An 18,053-nucleotide genomic window follows, 5' to 3' on the forward strand; every position below is an offset into this window, starting at 1 on the left:
GCTATTGGTCTATTTACCCTTCTTCTTCGCGTTGGCCACGGTCTTCGGGCGGCTCTCAGCCGCGGCCTTCGACGCCTTGCCGGGCACCGGGGCCGACACCTTCTCGACCTTGCCCTTGCTGGCGGGCGCCGCCGGTTTGTCAGCCTTGCCGCCCGGCTGGGAGACCTTGACGATGGCAGAGTGGCCGCGCCCTTTCTTCTTATCGTAGCGCGAATCGCCGCGGGCGTCTGCGGCATGGACGCCAATCTTCTGCACACTGCCGCCTTGCACATCGGCGGCGATCTTTTCGGGACCCGGCTCGCTCGGTACCGGCTTGCCGACCGGCACGTGCAGCACGACCACCTGGCCGCGCGAAACCTGATCGCGACGGGTCTTGTTCCAAGCCTTCAACTGAGCGACCGACACGCCGTAGCGCAAAGCGATGGCGGCCATCGACTGATTGCGGCGCACACGGATCAGCATCTTGCGCGTGTCAGGTACGTCGGGCTCCATCGCGAGCACCGCGCTTTCGGCGATGTCGGCGCTGATGTCCTCATCGTCGTCCGAGCCGCGCGGCACGACGATCGTCGAGCCCGGCTTCAGGCGCATGCCGACCGGAATCTTGTTCACTTCCATCAGCGTATCTGCGTCGACGCCGATCTTCTGTGCGATCGCCGCGGGTGTCGCCCGTGCGTCGACGGTGTAGGTCGTCCAGGACGACAGCGAGCCCGAGTACGTTTTCAGATTGCGCTCGAACGCGGACGCGTTGTCGAAAGGCAACAGAATCTGCGGCTGCGTCGCGCCGAGAATCACCGGCTTCTTGAACGACGGGTTCAGCGAGCGGAACTCGTCGGTCGACATGTTGGCAAGCCGTGCGGCGACGTCGACGTCGATATCGTGCGAGGTCGTGACCGTCACGAAGTACGGGTGGTTTGGAATCGGCGGCAGCGTGAGCCCGTACATCTGCGGGTTCATCACGAGGTTCTTCACCGCCTGCAGCTTCGGCACGTAATTGCGCGTTTCGTTCGGCATGCGCAAGCTCAGGTAGTCGGTCGGCAGACCAGCCGCCTCGTTGCGCGCGATCGCGCGCTGCACGTTGCCCTCACCCCAGTTGTACGCGGCGAGCGCGAGTTGCCAGTCGCCGAACATATCGTGCAGCTTCGACAGATAGTCGAGCGCGGCACTGGTCGACGCGAGCACGTCGCGGCGCTCGTCCTGCCACATGTTCTGCTTCAGGTTATAGGTACGACCCGTGCCCGGCATGAACTGCCACATGCCTGCCGCCTTGGCGACCGACAAAGCCTGCGGACTATACGCGGACTCGATGAACGGCAGCAGTGCGAGCTCGGTCGGCATATGGCGCGACTCGAGCTCCTCGACGATGTGATACAGATATTTCTGCGAGCGCTCGGTCATGCGCTGCACGTAATCGGGACGTTGCACATACCAGTTGAGCTGCATGTCGACGAGGTCGCTCTGCAGGTCTGGCATCTGGAAGCCACGGCGAATGCGGCCCCAAAGATCGGCGTCCTGGCTCGTCAACTGATTGACGGAGCTCTGGTCGACATTGATGGTTTCTTTAGCGGTGGCGTTCTTGCGAAGTGCGTCGGCTACGGCTTGCTGGCTGGCGGGGTTATTGGCGGTATTCGTCGTCGGTCCCTGACTCGCGCACGCGGCGAGTGTCAGGACCAATAACGCGCTTAAGATAAATCGCATGAACGTCTCGGTTTCCACAAGGGCTGGAATTTGCAGCCGATAGTACGAAACGTCAACGTTTCCGTCAATTGGAAAATCAAGAAAAAAATCAACCAAATCTGGGGCTTGGCGAATTTTTCCGATTCATCGCGTGAAGAACTGCCGAATGCGCTCCGGATCAACGGAAGCGGTTCTTCCATTCGCGCATCAATGTGAAGGCCTTCAGCCTGTCAGAGACCGTTTCGTGCAATTGTGCTTCGAGATTCGACTGGATCGCCGGCACGTCTGCGCGCAGGAACGGATTGACCGCGCGCTCGTGCGCGATCGTGGTCGGCAGCGTCGGCTGGTGGCGGGCGCGGAGTTCGATCGCCTTGTCGCGCCACGCCTGCAGTTCCGCGTTGTGCGGCTCGCAAGCGAGCGCGAAGCGGATGTTCGGCAGCGTATATTCGTGCGCGCAATGCACTTCGGTTGCGCCGGGCAGCGCGGCGAGCGCATCGAGCGAATTCAGCATCTGCTGCGGCGTGCCTTCGAAAAGGCGCCCGCAACCGCACGCGAACAGTGTGTCGCCGCAAAACACGTGCGGCGTGCCGCGCGTATCGGCCGCCTGGAAATAGGCAATGTGTCCGCTGGTGTGACCGGGCACGTCGAGCACGCTGAATTCGAGTGCGGGTGCCGCGATCGTCACCTGATCACCGCTTTTGAGACGATGCGTAAGATGCGCAATCGCCTCGCCGGCGGGGCCATAGACCGGCACGTCCTGGCCGTTCAGCAGATCGGCCACCCCGCCGACGTGGTCTTGATGATGGTGCGTGAGTAAAATAGCGCTCAGCCGCCAGCCTCGTTGGGCCAGACAGGCGCGCACTGGGGCGGCTTCGCCCGGATCGACGACGACCGCATGATGTCCGTCGGCAATGACCCAGATGTAATTGTCATCAAACGCCGGGACCGGCACGTACTCGAGCGCATTCATAGGCGACGCATTTTTAATATGACTGACCGAGCGATTATAGACTGGCCCGCCTGGACCGATTCGCCGCCAGGCCGCTACGTGCTCGACTGGGAGCAAACCCAGCTCGATCGCGTGGTGTCGGACGTGTTCGGCTATCATGCGCTGCAACTCGGCCTGCCGCAGCTCGACGCGCTGCGCGAAAACCGCATGCCGTGCCGCGGCCTCGTGCTCGACGCGGCGAGCGGCGCGGGCAACCCTGGCGGCGACAATCCAGCCAACGCGGCGCCCGGCGCGCCGGGTCCGCACGCGCCGGCCGGGCGCAGCGCGGTATGGTGCGACCTGCTCGATCTGCCGTTCGAAGCGCAAAGCGTCGACCTCCTAGTGATGCCGCACACGCTCGAATTCACCAGTGACCCGCATCGGCTGCTGCGCGAAGCCGAACGCGTGCTGGTGCCCGAAGGCCAACTGATCATCCTTGGCTTCAACTCGTTGTCGCTGTGGGGCGTACGGCAATCGATCGGCAAGATGACGGGCCGCCCGTTCGTGCCTTCGGCCGTCGACCTGATCGCGTTCACGCGCCTGAAGGACTGGATCAAGCTGCTCGGCTTCGATCTTGAACGCGGGCGCTTCGGCTGCTATCGTCCGCCGCTCGCGAGCGATCAATGGCTCGCGCGCTACGGCTTCATGGAGGCCGCCGGCGACCGCTGGTGGCCGATTTTCGGCGCCACCTACATGATCAAGGCGATCAAGCGCGTGCGCGGCATGCGTCTCGTCGGGCCGCTCAAAGTGAAAAAGCCCGTGCTCGCGGCAGGCCTCGCGCCCGCCGCCACCCCGAACACACGTAACCACACCGAATGACTCCGGACCACATCGACATCTATACCGACGGCGCCTGCAAGGGCAATCCCGGCCCTGGCGGCTGGGGCGCGTTGCTGCGCTTCGGCAACCAGGAAAAAGAACTGTTCGGCGGCGAGGCCAACACGACCAACAATCGCATGGAGCTGATGGGCGTGATTTCCGCGCTCGAGGCGTTGAAGCGCCCATGCAAGGCGATCGTGCACACCGATTCGCAATACGTGCAGAAAGGCATCAGCGAGTGGATTCACGGCTGGAAGAAGAAAGGCTGGGTCACCGCGGCGAAGCAGCCGGTCAAGAACGCCGATCTATGGAAGCGGCTCGATGCGCTCGTCGCACGGCACGAAGTCGAATGGCGTTGGGTGCGCGGTCACAACGGCCACCCGGAAAACGAGCGCGCCGATCAGTTGGCCAATCGCGGCGTGGCATCGCTCGCCGAGATGTAACGAGCGTGCGCGCATCGGCCAACGACGCGCGCCGCCCTCTTCGCCTTTTTTCTGCACTTTTTTCGAAGCAGGCTAATCCGACATGCGTCAACTGATCCTCGACACCGAAACTACCGGCCTGAACGCCCGCGGCGGCGACCGGATTCTCGAACTCGGTTGCGTCGAGCTGGTGAACCGCCGGCTGACCGGCAACAACCTGCACTTCTATATCAACCCAGAGCGCGACAGCGATCCGGGCGCGCTCGCGGTGCACGGCCTCACGACGGAATTTCTGAGCGACAAGCCGAAGTTCGCGGAGATCATCGACGAATTCCGCGACTTCATCCAGGGTGCGGACCTGATCATTCACAACGCGCCATTCGACATCGGCTTTCTCGACGCCGAGTTCGCGCTGCTCGGTCTGCCGCCGGTGAGCACGCACTGCGGCGAGATCATCGACACGCTCGCGCAAGCCAAGCAGATGTTCCCCGGCAAGCGTAATTCGCTCGATGCGCTGTGCGACCGCTTCGGCATCAGCAATGCGCACCGTACGCTGCACGGCGCGCTGCTCGACTCGGAATTGCTCGCCGAGGTCTATCTGGCGATGACGCGTGGCCAGGAAAGCCTCGTCATCGATATACTCGGCGAAGCACAGGCCGGCGGCGATATACATGCGCCGCGTGTCGCGTTCGACTCGCTGGAATTGATCGTGATCGCCGCGAGCGACGACGAAGCCGCCGCGCACGAAGCCGTACTCGACGATCTCGACAAGGCGAGCAAAGGCGCGAGCGTATGGCGTCTCGAACCCGCGCCAGCAGCTGATGAGCAAACTGCTTAAAAAAGACTAGACGAACCCCAAATTCCCTGACATAATCTCAATCTCTTCGGGTGGTTAGCTCAGCGGTAGAGCACTGCCTTCACACGGCAGGGGTCACTGGTTCGATCCCAGTACTACCCACCAGATTCTTGGTGTGTCGATCACCGAAGAAAAAAGGGCTTACGCAGCAATGCGTAAGCCCTTTTTCTATTTGCCGGCAAAAACAACGCTTGCGCAGCACGCGATTCCACTGGCTGTAGAACCACGTCGTTCCGTAGGTTGGCGAGCGCCCCGCACTGTTGCTATATTCGACAGACGGGCACTCGCCCGGTCCGGCTCTGTCCGGTTTCTCCATCTTGAACCATCTCAGGGAGGCGCCACATGTTCGCAGTGCATCGCGCGCTCCCTCATATGGTCCCACGACCGTCAGCCCGTCCGCCGCGACCTTGAATGCCGCAGCGTCGTAGCTGATGCGCCGCCGTCCCGACAGGCGCGCTGCGTTCACTCAAGACAGTCCGTTGTTCCGCTGCCGTTGTTTGCCGCCGTATTTTTTCGCGCGTTCCCGCGCGCATTCCGGCATCCGCTGGCTGTCTACCTTTTTTCGCTTCTGACTGGAACCTCGGCGCACTCGTACGGCGCCGGGTCGAAAGCAAATGGCCAACAAAAAACTCGACTTTCGCGGACAAGCCTTCAAGGATGTCCTCGGCTTCACCTTCCGTCACTGGGCACAACAGCCGTGGCGCATCGTCGTGATTGCGGCGCTCGCGCTGCTCACGGCGAGCGCGGACATCCTGACGCCGGTTTTCGCCGGACGTCTCGTCGACGCAATCGCGGCCGGGCCGGCGTCGTCGGCGCCCGTCTGGCATCACGCGCTCGTGGCCTTCGGCGTGCTCGCCGCGCTCGGGCTCACCGCGACGCTGCTGCGCCAGGGCGTGTACTTCAACATCATCCGCTTCACGCTGAAGATGATGAGCGAGATCGCGGCACGCGCGTTTCATCGCGTGCAGCGCTTTTCGACCGACTGGCACGCGAACAGCTTCGCCGGCTCGACCGTGCGCAAGATCACGCGCGGCATGTGGGCGCTCGACCTGCTTAACGACACGCTTCTGATCGCGCTGCTGCCGTCGCTGGTGATGCTGGTCGGCGCGACCCTGCTGCTCGGCTCGCGCTGGCCGATGATGGGCGTCGTCGTCGGCATCGGCTCGCTGCTGTACATCGGCGTGACCGTGACGGTGTCGCTCGGTTTCGTCGCGCCGTCCGCACGTCTCGCGAACGCGTGGGACACGCGCATGGGCGGCGCGCTCGCCGATGCGGTCAGCTGCAACGGCGTCGTCAAGGCTTTCGGCGCGGAAGCGCGCGAGGAAGCGCGCCTCGGATACGTGATCGGCAAATGGCGGCAGCGCACGCGCCGCACGTGGGTGCGCGGCACGCTCAACGGCGGCCTCCAGGGCGGCATGCTGGCCGCGATCCAGGCCGCGATTCTCGGCGTGGCGCTGCTGCTGTGGGCACGCGGTGAGGCGAGCGTCGGCGACATCACGTTCGCGTTGACGATGTTCTTCATGCTGCAAGGCTATCTGCGCGACATCGGCATGCACATCCGCAACCTGCAGCGCTCGGTCAACGACATGGAGGAACTGGTGTCGCTCGAAAGCCAGCCGCTCGGCATCGAAGATCGTCCCGGCGCCGGCCCGATCGCGATCCGCAACGGCGAAATCCGCTTCGAGCATGTGTCGTTCCACTATGGCGCGCACAGCCGGCCGCTCTACGACGACTTCTCCATCCGCATCGCGCCGGGCGAGCGCGTCGGGCTGGTCGGTCATTCGGGCTCGGGCAAGACGACCTTCATCAAGCTGATCCAGCGCCTTCACGACATTTCGGGCGGCCGGATCACGATCGACGGCCAGGACATCGCGCAGGTCCAGCAGACGTCGCTGCGCAGCCAGATCGCGATCGTCCAGCAGGAGCCGGTGCTGTTTCACCGCTCGCTTGCCGAGAACATCGCGTATGGACGGCCCGGGGCGAGCCGCGCCGACATCGAGCGCGCCGCGCGGCTCGCCAGCGCGCATGACTTCATCGCTGCGCTGCCGAACGGCTACGACACGCTGGTCGGCGAGCGCGGCATCAAGCTATCGGGCGGCGAGCGTCAACGCGTCGCGATCGCGCGGGCGTTTCTCGCCGACGCGCCGATCCTGATTCTCGACGAAGCCACCTCGAGCCTCGACAGCGAAAGCGAAGTGCTGATCCAGCGCGCGATGGAGCGGCTGATGCAGGGGCGTACCACGCTGGTAGTCGCGCATCGGCTATCGACGGTGCGCGCGCTCGACCGGCTGCTCGTGCTGGACGAAGGCAAGGTGATCGAGGAAGGCAGCCACGACGCGCTGATCAAGCGCGACAACGGCTTGTACCGTCGCTTGTTCGAGCGTCAGGCGCTGGAGTTGATCAAGGGGCTCGGCGAGCCGGAACTCATGCGCGAGTCGGCAGCGGTCAAAGCCGACCGGGTCGACGATTCTGGCTTGCTGGTTGGCTAGCGTGACGCAGGCGTGCTCGAGGCGCCACGCTTGGCGCGCACCACCAGCCCGTCGCAATGGAAAGAAGGCCCGCCGCGCTACACCGCGCCGGCGGGCAGTCCGATGCCGCGCGCCATTCCGGTCGCCGCAAACACCATCAAAACCAGCAGCACGGTCTGGATCACGCTGAAATGCGCGTAGGAACGCGCCTTCTTCAGATTCGGCGCCGCGCCGCTGCGGATCGACGCGCGCCAGCGCATCAGGCCGAGCATCGTGGGCACTTCGAGGATCAGGATCAGCACCAGCAACGTCATCTTCACGTGAAAGAGCGGCTCGTGCAGGTAGTAGTCGGCGCCCTTCTCATAGCCGCCGAACACGCGCATCAGGCCGGTCACGATCAGCACCAGCGCGGCGATGCCCCAGCGTGAATCGGCGCGAAACACCGAACGCAGCGCGGCAGGCACCGATGCGCGACGCAGCGACCACGTGCGCCTGAGAATCGACGCGAGCGCAAAGCCATAAGCAAGCAGATGAAGGGCGGCAAGCAACCAGCGAACCAGCATAGCGACTCCTGCGAAAGACGCGATACGATCGATGAGTGTCCCACTCGCCCGCCAGCAGGCCGGGCGCCTTGATTGCATTATCGACGAAGCTTCGCTTCGGGATGCGTGCAATGGCCACGCGATGTGACCGATAGCACAAAACGTGCAGCGTCAGACTTGGCGCAGCGTCGAGTCGAGCGCGCGGGCGGCGACGCGATCGCCTTCGGTCGTCAGCGCGGCGCGGAAAACGGTCTGCCGGTTATGCCCAGCGGCGGCCGGCGAATCCCACAGCAACTCGACCTTCGGACGAACGCCGAACGTGCTGCGCGCCAGCGAGGGCGCCGCGACCGCCGGCATCGGCGCCGCCGACGCACCGGCCTCGCCCGCCGCGCCGAACGCAACTGCGGGCGCGGGCGCCGGCGTCGCGCGCGCATCGGAACCGCTCGCCCAGCGCACCGACAATTCGCGCGCATCGTATTGCCCCACCTTGCGCCGCTCGGCCCACACGACGACAGTGCGCGTCACCGGATCGAGCGACACCGCGTAGCGGCCGATCGCAAAACGCCGCGCCGCCACATTGGTGCGCCACAACGGCAGCGGCCGGCAGATCCACAAGACGATCGCATACAGCACCGGCGCAGCGACGAGCCAACCGTTGGTGGCCGCCACCGCCTGCATCGCGCGACGCCAGCCCGCGCTCGCGACGAACGCGCCGACCGACCACAGCGCAAACAGAAAGCCGAGGAACGCAAACAGGCGCAGCGCCTGACGCAGCCATTGCGGCAACGGATGGAACGGACGCTCGGCGACGGCGCGCGCGCCCGGCAGGAAGATCAGCAGGAACAGAAAGACGAGATTGATACATGCCCACGGTGAAGACGCCATCGCGGTCAGCGCGGTGGTCAGTCTCATCTCGGACATCGAGAAAAGCCAGCGGGCGGCGAGCACGAGACCGATGGCGCGCAACGTAAAAATCGTTCCGGCGCCGGGCGCGGCGTTCGCGCGCGTCTCTTTCGTTCTCGCCAAGGCATCCTCCTGTCGTCGGCGGCACCGCAGCCCAATTTGCGGCACGGCAATTATAGGGATATTACCGAGCCTGGCTCGTTCGCGCCGCGCGGAAACCGGTATTTTCATCGGTGCACCGACGAAAAACGCGGCGCGCATGCAACAACGCCCCGCCGGCAACATGCCGGCGAGGCGTTCAGAGCAGCGAGGGAAGCGTGGTTCCTGCCGCCAGCGTCTTATCCGTCGCGAAACAACCGCGGCGAATCAAGCGCCAATCAGCCCGCGTTGACTTCGCGCAGCACCGTGCGATGCTTGCTGCGCAGCAGGTCTTCGTAGACTGCGACGTAGTTCTTCGCCATCACCTTCGACGTGAAACGTGCTTCGAAGGCCTTGCGCACGCCAGCGCGAGGCAGCGTGTGCAGACGCTTGAGCGCAGCGACCGCGCTGATTTCGTCTTCAACGACGAAACCCGACACGCCATTTTCGATCACTTCCGGCACCGAACCGCGGTTGAACGCGATCACCGGCGTACCGCAAGCCATCGCCTCGATCATCACCAGGCCGAACGGCTCCGGCCAGTCGATCGGGAACACCAGCGCATGCGCGTTGCCGAGGAACTCACGCTTTTCGGCTTCGCCGATTTCGCCGATGTACTCGACATGCGGGAGCGCCATCAGCGGCTTGATCACTTCTTCGTAATAGGCACGGTCGGCCTTGTCGATCTTGGCGGCGACCTTGAGCTTCATGCCTGCCTGGCCGGCGATGCGGATCGCGCGGTCAAGACCCTTCTCCGGCGAAACACGGCCGAGGAATGCGAGGTAGCCCGGTTCGACGTCGGGAATCGGCGTGAGCACGTTTTCCGGCAGGCCGTGGTAGACGGTTTGCAGCCAGTTCGCCTGTTGCAGCGGGATGCGCTGGTTGTCGGAAATCGACACGACCGGCACGTCTTTGAACGTATTGAAGATGGGCTGCAGTTCCGGCAGATCGAGACGGCCGTGCATCGTGGTCAGGAACGGCACCGGCTGACGCGCGAATAGCGAGAACGGGTAGTAGTCGATGTGGAAGTGCAGCACGTCGAATTCGTCCGCGCGGCGGCGCACTTCTTCGAGCAGCAGCATATGCGGCGCCATCACGTCGCGGATCGTCGGGTCGAGGCGCAGCGCCTGCGGCCAGAAAGCTTCGAGCTTCGCCGAGGTTTGCGAATCACCGCTTGCAAACAGCGTGACGTCGTGGCCCTGCTCGACCAACGCTTCGGTCAGATTGGACACCACGCGTTCCGTACCACCGTACAGCTTGGGAGGAACCGCCTCGTGCAGCGGAGCGATTTGAGCGATTCGCATATTGACGAACTCCTAGTAAAAAATCAGGCAAAAGTACTGCGATTGGAAAAAGCGACTCGCTTGCTCGCCAGGGCAGTCTGGCCGGAGATACCGGCGCGGGCCTGATTCTTTTGAGAAATCCAGCGATGGATCGCTTGGGTCACGAGCCCAGACAAGGGATCAGCGTCTGCGCATGTGCGAGTAAACGCGCATGGGGCACCTACGTTGACAAACTGTCAGAAAATTTGCCGGGGCTAACGAGCACGCATTATCGATGCCCGAGTTGTCGCCGCACCACAACATTTCAAAGTCTTTACGTTGTTACAAACGCGAAACACTTTGCAAACCCTTGTTTTCAAAGACAGTTCTACAGTATCGACGAGGTTAGGCGAGGCACGGCGTACTGAGTCGGTGAGCTCTCACGCATCCAACGTTGCGGGTAGGCATTGCAAAATTGCTACGGCCCGGTTGAATGCAAACTGTAATTATATCTCGAAATTTTCCGCGATCTGCCCGAATGGTCCGTCGGCTGGTGTGTCGAGACGACGCAGATCGCGGAGGTCCATCGCGAAATCAATCGCGTCAAAGCCCGGATACACAGGGCGCAATCGTCTTTGCATGTTTACAATGCGAAGCATCGGCTTCACGGAGCCATGCTTGTCCGTGTGGTCCGCGCATTGCATGCACAACCCGCAACACATCGATCTCAGCTCAATTGGAACACTTGACTATCGCCCAGCGAAACGCCGAGAACGCAAAGCTCGCGAGCTATGCGCACCGGCCGCTTGCGTTTCTCTTCCGCTTTATCCGCCGCCATCCGGTCGCGCACGCGATCGTGCTGTGCAGCGTGTTTGCGGCCGTGGGCTGTGCACTCGCTTCGCAATACGCGATCAAACATCTGATCGACGTGCTCGGCGGTGGCCGCCATCATCCGGGGCCGTTGTGGGGCGCGTTCGCGATCCTCGTCGGCCTGATCGCCGCCGATAACCTGTTATGGCGGGTCGGCGGCTGGTTCGCCGCGCACACGTTCGTCGCCGTGACCGGCGATTTGCGGCGCGACCTGTTCCAGTACCTGAGCGGCCATTCGCCGACCTACTACGCCGAAAAGCAGCCCGGCATGCTGGCAAGCCGGATCACCGCGACCTCGAACGCCGTCTACACCGCCGAGAACACCACCGCGTGGAACGTGTTGCCGCCGTGTATCGCCGTGCTCGGCGCGATCGTGATGATCGTCTCGGTGAACCCGCTGATGGCCGCCGGCCTGATGCTGTGTTCGGCGATCCTGGCGATCGTGCTCTACAAGCTCGCGGGCCGCGGCTCCGCGCGTCACCATAATTTCGCGACCAAGGCGGCATCGGTCGACGGCGAGCTCGTCGACGTGATCAGCAACATGGGCCTCGTGCGCGCGTTCGGCATGACATTCCGCGAACAGCACCGTTTTGCGTCGACGGTCAAGTCGGAAATGGACGCGCGCCAGCAAAGCCTGCTGTACCTGGAAAAGCTGCGTCTGCTGCACGCCGTGATCACCGCACTGCTGTCGGCCGGCCTGCTCGGCTGGGCGCTGTGGTTGTGGGACCAGGGCCGCGCGACCTCGGGCGACATCGTGCTCGTCAGCTCGCTCGGTTTCACGATCCTGCACGGCACGCGCGATCTCGCGGTTGCGCTCGTCGACGTCACCCAGCACGTCGCGCGACTCGCGGAGGCGGTACGCACGCTGCTCGAACCACACGGCATGCCCGATCGGGACGACGCGACCGAACTCGTGCCGCAGGGCGGCCGCGTCACGTTTGACGCTGTCACGTTCGCCTATCCGCGCCGCCGGCCGATCCTCGATCACTTCGACCTCAATATCGAGCCGGGCCAGCGCGTCGGCCTGATCGGCAAGTCGGGCGCCGGCAAATCGACGGTGCTCGCGCTGCTGCAGCGCTTTTACGACACCCAGGGCGGCGCGATCAAGATCGACGGCCAGGACATCGCGTCGATCACGCAGGACAGCCTGCGTCACGCGATCGCGCTGGTGCCCCAGGACATTTCACTGTTCCATCGCACGGTGTACGAGAACATCGCGTACGGCCGCCCGGAAGCGAGCCGCGAGGAAGTGCTCGCCGCGGCGCGGGAGGCGCGTTGCGCGGACTTTATCGAAGCGATGCCGGAAGGCTACGACACGATCGTCGGCGACCGCGGCGTGAAGCTGTCGGGCGGCCAGCGCCAGCGCATCGCGATCGCGCGCGCGATTCTGAAAAACGCGCCGATCCTGCTGCTCGACGAAGCCACGTCCGCGCTCGACAGCGCGTCCGAGGAAGCGATCCAGAAGGCGCTCGACCGCCTGATGGTCGGCCGTACCGTGATCGCGATCGCGCACCGTCTGTCGACGCTGAACAACTTCGACCGGATCATCGTGATGAGCGCCGGCAAGGTCATCGACGACGGCTCGCCGGAAGAACTGCGTCAGCGTCCGGGCCTCTATCGCGACCTGCTCGCAAAGCAGTATGGCAAAGGCCAGACGCTGCATATCGGCGGCAAGAAGGTCGACGAACAGCACGTGGCCTGACGCCACGCAGGGTCCAGGCGCTGCGCGCCGCATGCAAAAAGCCGCTCCAGGGAGCGGCTTTTTGCTGTCTGGCTTCGCGGCTAGCTTAGCCGGTCACGCTCTCGCGCGCCGCCCTCTTCCGCCCGGCGCGAGCCGCACCCGTGGCCGCGCGCGCCTTCCCGCTTCTAGCGCGCTTCGCGCGATCGACGCCCTGCAGATCGCGCATGAAGTTATCGCGCCACACCGACACATTGTTCTCACGCAGCTGCGCCATCATGTCGCGATAGCGCGCCTGGCGCTCGGCGAGCGGCATGTCGAGCGCCTGCGCCAGCGCCTCGGCCATGCCGTCGATGTCGACCGGATTGACGATCAGCGCGCCGTCGAGCTCCTGCGCCGCGCCCGCGAAGCGCGACAGCACCAGCACGCCGGGATTCTCCGGATCCTGTGCCGACACGTATTCCTTCGCGACGAGGTTCATGCCGTCGCGCAACGGCGTCACATAGCCGACGTGCGCGGTGCGGAACAGCGCCGCCAGCACCGAGCGCTCGTATTGCTTGTGGATGTACAGGATCGGCGTCCAGTCCAGCTCGGCGAAACGTCCGTTGATCCGTCCGGACTCGCCTTCGAGCTGCAACCGGATGTCCTGATACGCGTGCAAGTCGGCGCGCGTCGGCGGCGCGATCTGCAGGAACGACACCTTGTTGCGCTGCGCGGCCGTATGCTCGAGCAGGCGCTCGAACGCGCGGAATCGCTCGACCAGCCCCTTCGAATAATCGAGCCGGTCGACGCTCATGATCAGCTTGCGCGAATGCAGCGTCGCCTTCATCGTGCGCACCGGCTTGCCGCGCTCGCCCGCCTTCGCGAGCTCGGCAATTTCATCCGGATAGACGCCGATCGGATAGGCCGACGCGCGCAGCGTGCGGCCGAATGCATGCACGGTGAGCGGACCTTTCGGCGACGCGTCGGTCGAGCCGCCCGCCTCGTTGATCACGTAGTCGCAGAACGCGCGCAGATCGGGGCCGGTCTGGAAGCCCAGCAGGTCGAACGAACACAGCGCCTCGACGAGCTCTCGATGCGGCGGCACCGTCAGCAGCACCTGCGCGGCCGGAAACGGAATGTGCAGGAAAAAGCCGATGCGGTTCTTCACGCCTGCGGAGCGGAGCGCCTGAGCGAACGGGATCAGGTGATAGTCGTGCACCCAGATCACGTCGTCTTCGCGCAGCAGCGGCACGAGTTGCTGCGCGAGCCACGCGTTGACGCGGCAGTAGCCTTCGAAGTCGTGCCGGTCGTAGTGCAGCAGGTCGGATCGATAGTGGAACGCGGGCCACAGCGTCGCGTTCGAGAAACCGCGGTAGTACTGGTCGTAGTCGCGGCGCATCAGCGGGACGGTCGCGAAGGTCACCGGACCGCGCTCCTCGAGCTTGATCTGCGGCTGGCCGGAGCTGAGCACGTCGCCGCTCCAGCCGAACCACATGCCGCCGGTCTCTTTCAGCGCGTCGTACACGCCGACCGCCAGACCGCCCGCCGCCGGGCCGCCCTCCGAAATGGGCGCCACCCGGTTCGAAACAATGATCAGTCGGCTCATGAAGCGCGATTCCCGATGCAGTATGTTGTTTTCGTTGAACGTCGCGCCGGCGTCATGCGCCGCGCGCCGCCGCGACAATCGTTTCGAGCCAGTCGAGCAGTGACGACACCGACTCGACGCGCGTGCGCGCCATCGTTTCGCCCGCGCCGACCTTGATCGACAGACCGCCACGCTCGTTGACGACCGCGAAGCCCTTCTCGTCGGTCAGATCGTCGCCGGCGAACACGGGCGTGCGGCCGGTGAACGGCAGCTCGTCGAGGAACGCCCGCGTCGCGCGGCCCTTGTCGACGTCCTTCGGCTTGATCTCGTAGACCATCTTGCCGGGCTGCAGCACGTACGACGTGGGGTAATCGGCGACGAGCCGCTCGGTTGCCTCGCGCGCGACCGGCTCGCGGTCCGGCGCATTGCGGTAGTGCAGCGCGAGCGCCGCGCCCTTGATCTCGAGCAGCATGCCCGGGTGCTCGTTGACGACCTGCGCGAGCACCTGCTCCATGCGCAACAGGCGCTGGTCGTGAAAGCCGATGCGCTGCGTGTCGCCGTTCGCATCGCGCCGCTCGGCGCCGTGCAGACCAGCGACCGGTAGATCGGGCATGCCGAGAAAACTGTCGATGCTGTCGATGCCGCGCCCCGACACCACCGCAACCGCGCCATTCGTCAGACTGCGCAGTTTGCGCAGCAGATCGATCACGCGCGGCTGCACGAGCACGCCGTCCGGCGTGGGGGCGAGTTCGACGAGCGTGCCATCGAAGTCGAAGAAAAATGCCGTCTCACTCGGAGACAGAACAGCCGGAAGTGCTTGCATTGCCTGGGTTCGCCTTTCAGCCATCTGGGGCCGGAAAAGTGTGCGCATCTTACCGCGCATCGGTCAATTTTTCGAGAAAGTAAGCCGGGACTCAAGCCCGGCGCGCCGTTTGCCCGCCCGCTCGCGTTGCATTCAAAAGCGCAACGATCGGCGTCAAATTGACTCGCATATCGTGCGCCCGGCGCGCCCCGCGACGCTGGCGCCAATTTTGCGCTACAGTCGCTGCCACGCAGACCGTCGGCGTAATGGACATCGTTGCACCTGCCGCTCAATTTCGTGCCGCGCGCGAATCTTGCACGGCATGACGGGCGACGGTGGGCCTCCCCGCACCATCGATTCGTGTGGCCTGCTCCCAATCGAGTCATTGAACCCTGCTTTGTTCCCGATCTTCCCGCCCCGACGCCCGCAGCCAAACCTGTCCCGCTCACGATCCGACCGGCCCATGCACCGGTTGACGAACGGGGTAGCACGCCGGTTGGCGGCGGCGGCACTGGGCACGCTGGTCGCGCTCGTCACACTGACCGGTTGCACGCAGCGCGCCGAGCCCTGGCGGCTGACCAACGTGACCGGGCACCTCCCGGATCTGGACTTTACGTTGACCGACGACACCGGCCGGCCCGTCAATGCCGCTTCGTTCAAGGGCCGCACCTCGCTGGTCTACTTCGGCTACACGCATTGCCCGGACGTCTGCCCCGAAACGATGGGCCGTCTGATGCTGGTGCTGGGCAAGCTCGGCCCCGAGGCGCAGAAAGTGCGCATCCTGTTCATCACCGTCGATCCCGGGCGCGACACGCCGCGGGCCTTGCACGACTATGTCGGCGCATTCGACGCGCAGCACGCCGAAGGGCTGACCGGCACCGACTGGCAGATCGAGTCGCTGGCGAAGCGCTATCGTGTTGCGTATCAGATGGAAAAGCGCGACCCGAACGGCAACTATGAGGTCACGCACAGCTCCGCCGTCTATGTGTTCGACAGCCAGGGCCGCGCGCGCCTGCTCGCCACCGATCACGACACGCCCGATGCGATTGCGCAGGACCTGCGCCGCATCATCGATGACCAATCCTGATTCTTCTTTGATCCCACTCCATTTCATCATGACGATCAAGCTCAAACCATTCGCTTCCCTCGCCTGCACGCTCGTGTTGTCTTTCGGCGTCGCGTCCGCCGCGCACGCGGCCGATGCTCACGCGATCAGCATCAAGGACGCGTGGGTCCGCTGGCTGCCGAACAACCTGCCCGCGGCCGGCTATGCGACGCTCGTCAACGCGAGCGACAAGCCGATCGACCTCGTTGACGTATCGAGCGACGACTACGGCGACGCGATGCTGCATCAAACCGTATCGAACGGGTCGACCCAGAAGATGGTGATGGTCGACAAGCTGACGGTGCCCGCGCATGGCCAGGTCGCGATCACGCCGGGCGGCTATCACCTGATGCTCGAGGACGCGAAGCACAAGGTTGCGCCGGGCGACACCGTGCATCTGACGCTGAAGTTCTCCGATGGCGAAACCTTGAGCGCACCGTTCGCGGTCAAAGCGCCGGGCCAGGCCAAGTAAGCGGCAACACGGGCCGCCGCCACCGCACACGCCACCGCCATGAACCTGCTCTACTGGCTCGATCCGTGGGAGTTTTCGCCGACCGTGGTGATCGCGTTGCTGATTCCCGCGATCCTGTTCGTGCGCGGCGCGCGCAAGGCGCGGCTGTCGTTCGCGCGGCGTCTGTCTTTCTGGTTCGGGCTGGTCGCGCTGTATGTCGTGCTGCATACGCGGCTCGATTATTTCTTCGAGCATGAGTTCTTCATGCATCGCTTGCAACATCTGGTGCTGCATCATCTCGGGCCGTTCTTCGTTGCGCTGTCGTATCCGGGCGCGGCGTTGCGCGCGGGCATTCCATTGCGCTGGCGACAGCGTTTCGTGCGGCCCGCGCTGCAGACTCCGCTCGTGCGCGGGGCGCTCGACGTCGTCATGCACGCGGTCGTGGCGGTCACGCTATTCGTCGGGCTGATCTATTTCTGGCTGCTGTCGCCGATCCATTTCATCGCAATGCTCGACTGGCGGATCTATCGCGTGATGAACTGGAGCATGGCGATCGACGGTCTGCTGTTCTGGTGGCTCGTGCTCGATCCGCGCCCGGCGCCGCCCGCGCGTCTGTCGCCGGGCAAGCGCGTGCTCGTCGTGATTGCGGCTATTCCGCCGCAGATCATCCTCGGCGCGTTCATCTTCTTTACGCCGCACGAGCTGTATCCGATCTATTCGATCTGCGGCCGCGCGTTCACATGGTTGAGCCCGATGCGCGATCAGCAGATCGGCGGGCTGCTGCTATGGATTCCGGGCTCGATGATGAGCGTTGTCGGCGCGCTGATCGCGCTGCGTCACTGGATGCGGCTGTCGGCGCGCGGACGCCTGCGCGCCGAGCGGCGCGCGAAAGCGGCGCGCGGGCTCACGCATGCTGCGTCGACGACCGCGAACGGGCCTCGCTGACCCGTTTACAAAAAGGTCGAACTGACCGGCTCGCGTTCAGAGCGAGCGCATCCACACATGCGGGATGCCGTCTTCGTCGTGAATCTCCGAGACCGGCTCGAAACCGAACGCACCGTAAAAGCCTTGCAGATGCGCCTGCGCGTGCAGGCGGATCGGCGTATCGGGCCACTGCGCACGAATGTGCGCGAGCGAGCGTTCGAGCATCGTATTGCCGAGACCGATGCCGCGAAACGACGCAGTGGTCAGCACCCGGCCGATGCGTACGTCGGCATCCGTCGCATCGGGCAACAACACGCGCAAATAGCCGGCCAACGGCGACGGCGCCGCTTCTCCGCCGGTGCCATACGCGAGCAGATGCCAGGCTTCGACGTCGAGCCCATCGATATCGCCATACACGCAGTTCTGTTCGACGACGAATACCGCGCTGCGGGCGGCCAGCATCTCATAGACTTCGACGCTCGTGAGGTCCGCGAACGGCTTCCAACGCCATTCGAGTTCGGTGAGCCGCGTGGCGGCGGTGTGCTGCAAATCAGTCATCGGTAGCTTTCAGGGTCAATGCGCGA

17 protein-coding genes and 1 tRNA gene are annotated in these 18,053 nt (G+C 64.3%); 9 read left to right on the forward strand and 9 right to left on the reverse strand.

Going from position 1 to position 18,053, the window contains the following annotated elements:
- Positions 1–9 precede the first annotated feature (9 nt).
- Together ACLFKU_RS14485 and gloB are read right to left on the reverse strand one after the other, a co-directional pair.
- Positions 10–1,695: a transglycosylase SLT domain-containing protein gene (locus ACLFKU_RS14485; RefSeq protein ID WP_410849542.1), complete on the reverse strand. Its 1,686-nt coding sequence runs from the start codon at positions 1,693–1,695 to the stop codon at positions 10–12.
- 157 nt (positions 1,696–1,852) lie between these two features.
- Positions 1,853–2,644 carry a hydroxyacylglutathione hydrolase gene (gene gloB / locus ACLFKU_RS14490; RefSeq protein WP_410849543.1) on the reverse strand — a complete coding sequence of 264 codons (792 nt, stop codon included), beginning with the start codon at positions 2,642–2,644 and terminating at the stop codon, positions 1,853–1,855.
- Positions 2,645–2,662: 18 nt separating this feature from the next.
- On the opposite strand from gloB, the gene ACLFKU_RS14495 reads away from it, so the two are divergent.
- The 5 genes from ACLFKU_RS14495 to ACLFKU_RS14515 all read left to right on the forward strand — a co-directional run bounded on the left by ACLFKU_RS14495 (position 2,663) and on the right by ACLFKU_RS14515 (position 7,248).
- Complete coding sequence (locus ACLFKU_RS14495) at positions 2,663–3,481, forward strand: class I SAM-dependent methyltransferase (RefSeq protein ID WP_410849544.1); 819 nt, start codon at positions 2,663–2,665, stop codon at positions 3,479–3,481.
- The gene (rnhA, locus tag ACLFKU_RS14500) at positions 3,478–3,924 is read left to right on the forward strand and encodes a ribonuclease HI (RefSeq protein WP_410849545.1); all 447 of its coding nucleotides are present in this window, start codon (positions 3,478–3,480) and stop codon (positions 3,922–3,924) included. The genes ACLFKU_RS14495 and rnhA overlap by 4 nt, the downstream gene beginning before the upstream one ends.
- An 82-nt stretch (positions 3,925–4,006) precedes the next feature.
- Entirely contained in the window at positions 4,007–4,741 is a 735-nt protein-coding gene (gene dnaQ / locus ACLFKU_RS14505; RefSeq protein ID WP_410849546.1) for a DNA polymerase III subunit epsilon, read from the forward strand.
- A gap of 48 nt (positions 4,742–4,789) precedes the next feature.
- Positions 4,790–4,864, forward strand: a tRNA-Val gene (locus ACLFKU_RS14510).
- Between the two features lie 509 nt (positions 4,865–5,373).
- Entirely contained in the window at positions 5,374–7,248 is a 1,875-nt protein-coding gene (locus ACLFKU_RS14515) for an ABC transporter ATP-binding protein (protein WP_410849547.1), read from the forward strand.
- 77 nt (positions 7,249–7,325) lie between these two features.
- Here ACLFKU_RS14515 and ACLFKU_RS14520 read toward each other — a convergent pair whose 3' ends face one another.
- From ACLFKU_RS14520 to ACLFKU_RS14535, 4 genes are all read right to left on the reverse strand, one after another.
- Positions 7,326–7,790: a DUF2214 family protein gene (locus ACLFKU_RS14520; protein ID WP_176105484.1), complete on the reverse strand. Its 465-nt coding sequence runs from the start codon at positions 7,788–7,790 to the stop codon at positions 7,326–7,328.
- A 150-nt stretch (positions 7,791–7,940) separates the two neighbouring features.
- Positions 7,941–8,795 carry a hypothetical protein gene (locus ACLFKU_RS14525; protein WP_410849548.1) on the reverse strand — a complete coding sequence of 285 codons (855 nt, stop codon included), beginning with the start codon at positions 8,793–8,795 and terminating at the stop codon, positions 7,941–7,943.
- A 254-nt stretch (positions 8,796–9,049) separates the two neighbouring features.
- Complete coding sequence (locus ACLFKU_RS14530) at positions 9,050–10,114, reverse strand: glycosyltransferase family 4 protein (protein ID WP_176105482.1); 1,065 nt, start codon at positions 10,112–10,114, stop codon at positions 9,050–9,052.
- 464 nt (positions 10,115–10,578) lie between these two features.
- A complete protein-coding gene (locus ACLFKU_RS14535; RefSeq protein WP_410842420.1) occupies positions 10,579–10,740 on the reverse strand; it encodes a hypothetical protein in 162 nt (53 codons plus the stop codon).
- Positions 10,741–10,808: 68 nt separating this feature from the next.
- Between ACLFKU_RS14535 and ACLFKU_RS14540 the strand changes: the two genes are divergently transcribed.
- Complete coding sequence (locus ACLFKU_RS14540; protein ID WP_368585231.1) at positions 10,809–12,644, forward strand: ABC transporter ATP-binding protein; 1,836 nt, start codon at positions 10,809–10,811, stop codon at positions 12,642–12,644.
- Between the two features lie 85 nt (positions 12,645–12,729).
- Here the strand turns inward: ACLFKU_RS14540 and otsA are convergent, their stop codons facing one another.
- Positions 12,730–14,208, reverse strand: coding sequence for an alpha,alpha-trehalose-phosphate synthase (UDP-forming) (gene otsA / locus ACLFKU_RS14545; RefSeq protein ID WP_410849549.1), 1,479 nt, complete (start codon positions 14,206–14,208; stop codon positions 12,730–12,732).
- Positions 14,209–14,260: 52 nt separating this feature from the next.
- Positions 14,261–15,010, reverse strand: a complete 750-nt coding sequence (otsB, locus tag ACLFKU_RS14550; RefSeq protein ID WP_410849550.1) for a trehalose-phosphatase — start codon at positions 15,008–15,010, stop codon at positions 14,261–14,263.
- 442 nt (positions 15,011–15,452) lie between these two features.
- Between otsB and ACLFKU_RS14555 the strand changes: the two genes are divergently transcribed.
- From ACLFKU_RS14555 to ACLFKU_RS14565, 3 genes are read left to right on the forward strand one after another with little or no spacing between them, the layout of a single operon-like run.
- A complete protein-coding gene (locus ACLFKU_RS14555; protein ID WP_410849633.1) occupies positions 15,453–16,076 on the forward strand; it encodes an SCO family protein in 624 nt (207 codons plus the stop codon).
- Positions 16,077–16,104: 28 nt separating this feature from the next.
- Positions 16,105–16,566: a copper chaperone PCu(A)C gene (locus tag ACLFKU_RS14560; RefSeq protein WP_410849551.1), complete on the forward strand. Its 462-nt coding sequence runs from the start codon at positions 16,105–16,107 to the stop codon at positions 16,564–16,566.
- A gap of 39 nt (positions 16,567–16,605) precedes the next feature.
- Positions 16,606–17,490: a cytochrome c oxidase assembly protein gene (locus tag ACLFKU_RS14565; protein WP_410849552.1), complete on the forward strand. Its 885-nt coding sequence runs from the start codon at positions 16,606–16,608 to the stop codon at positions 17,488–17,490.
- A gap of 36 nt (positions 17,491–17,526) precedes the next feature.
- Here the strand turns inward: ACLFKU_RS14565 and ACLFKU_RS14570 are convergent, their stop codons facing one another.
- Entirely contained in the window at positions 17,527–18,027 is a 501-nt protein-coding gene (locus tag ACLFKU_RS14570; RefSeq protein ID WP_410849553.1) for a GNAT family N-acetyltransferase, read from the reverse strand.
- Positions 18,028–18,053 lie beyond the last annotated feature (26 nt).

Origin of the sequence: Paraburkholderia sp. EG304 (assembly GCF_046543485.1) — a bacterium.
Classification (GTDB): domain Bacteria; phylum Pseudomonadota; class Gammaproteobacteria; order Burkholderiales; family Burkholderiaceae; genus Paraburkholderia; species Paraburkholderia youngii.

Coding starts and splice junctions, on each gene's coding strand:
- otsA (WP_410849549.1), bottom strand. CDS start 14,208: ATGAGCCGACTGATCATTGTTTCGAACCGGGTGGCGCCCATTTCGGAG.
- ACLFKU_RS14515 (WP_410849547.1), top strand. CDS start 5,374: ATGGCCAACAAAAAACTCGACTTTCGCGGACAAGCCTTCAAGGATGTC.
- rnhA (WP_410849545.1), top strand. CDS start 3,478: ATGACTCCGGACCACATCGACATCTATACCGACGGCGCCTGCAAGGGC.
- otsB (WP_410849550.1), bottom strand. CDS start 15,010: ATGCAAGCACTTCCGGCTGTTCTGTCTCCGAGTGAGACGGCATTTTTC.
- dnaQ (WP_410849546.1), top strand. CDS start 4,007: ATGCGTCAACTGATCCTCGACACCGAAACTACCGGCCTGAACGCCCGC.
- ACLFKU_RS14530 (WP_176105482.1), bottom strand. CDS start 10,114: ATGCGAATCGCTCAAATCGCTCCGCTGCACGAGGCGGTTCCTCCCAAG.
- ACLFKU_RS14560 (WP_410849551.1), top strand. CDS start 16,105: ATGACGATCAAGCTCAAACCATTCGCTTCCCTCGCCTGCACGCTCGTG.
- ACLFKU_RS14485 (WP_410849542.1), bottom strand. CDS start 1,695: ATGCGATTTATCTTAAGCGCGTTATTGGTCCTGACACTCGCCGCGTGC.
- ACLFKU_RS14520 (WP_176105484.1), bottom strand. CDS start 7,790: ATGCTGGTTCGCTGGTTGCTTGCCGCCCTTCATCTGCTTGCTTATGGC.
- ACLFKU_RS14495 (WP_410849544.1), top strand. CDS start 2,663: ATGACTGACCGAGCGATTATAGACTGGCCCGCCTGGACCGATTCGCCG.
- ACLFKU_RS14555 (WP_410849633.1), top strand. CDS start 15,453: ATGCACCGGTTGACGAACGGGGTAGCACGCCGGTTGGCGGCGGCGGCA.
- gloB (WP_410849543.1), bottom strand. CDS start 2,644: ATGAATGCGCTCGAGTACGTGCCGGTCCCGGCGTTTGATGACAATTAC.
- ACLFKU_RS14565 (WP_410849552.1), top strand. CDS start 16,606: ATGAACCTGCTCTACTGGCTCGATCCGTGGGAGTTTTCGCCGACCGTG.
- ACLFKU_RS14570 (WP_410849553.1), bottom strand. CDS start 18,027: ATGACTGATTTGCAGCACACCGCCGCCACGCGGCTCACCGAACTCGAA.